The sequence below is a fragment of the Streptomyces doebereineriae genome (assembly GCF_031845645.1).
Taxonomy (GTDB): Bacteria; Actinomycetota; Actinomycetes; order Streptomycetales; family Streptomycetaceae; genus Streptomyces; species Streptomyces canus.
The window spans coordinates 1-385 of the sequence record NZ_JAVREZ010000593.1; the positions used below are offsets into that span (position 1 = coordinate 1).

A 385-nucleotide genomic window follows, 5' to 3' on the forward strand; every position below is an offset into this window, starting at 1 on the left:
TCGCCACGGCGTTGTCGCATCCCGTGACCATCGGGGTGATCGCCGGCCTGGTGCTCGGCAAACCCATCGGCGTGCTGGGAACCACCTATTTGCTGGCCCGCTTCACCCACGCGAGCCTGGATGAGGATCTCGCCTGGCGAGACGTGCTCGGTGTCGCGATGTTGGCCGGGATCGGTTTCACGGTCTCGCTGCTCATCGGGGAACTGGCGTTCGGGCACGCGACCGTGGCCGACGACGACGTGAAGATCGCGGTGGTCACCGGATCGGTGGTCGCAGGCCTGCTGGCCGCGGTGGTTCTGGTGTCGCGCAACGCCGCATATCGCCGCATTCACGAGCTGGAAACCGTCGATGCCGACCACGACGGTGTGCCCGACATCTATCAGCC

General features: G+C 66.2%; 1 protein-coding gene. It reads left to right on the plus strand.

Features of this window, described 5'->3' with window-relative positions; genetic code table 11:
* Positions 1-23: 23 nt before the first annotated feature.
* Positions 24-385: Na+/H+ antiporter NhaA (locus tag RNB18_RS53415; protein WP_311721232.1), on the plus strand; the 362-nt coding region annotated here is incomplete at its 3' end.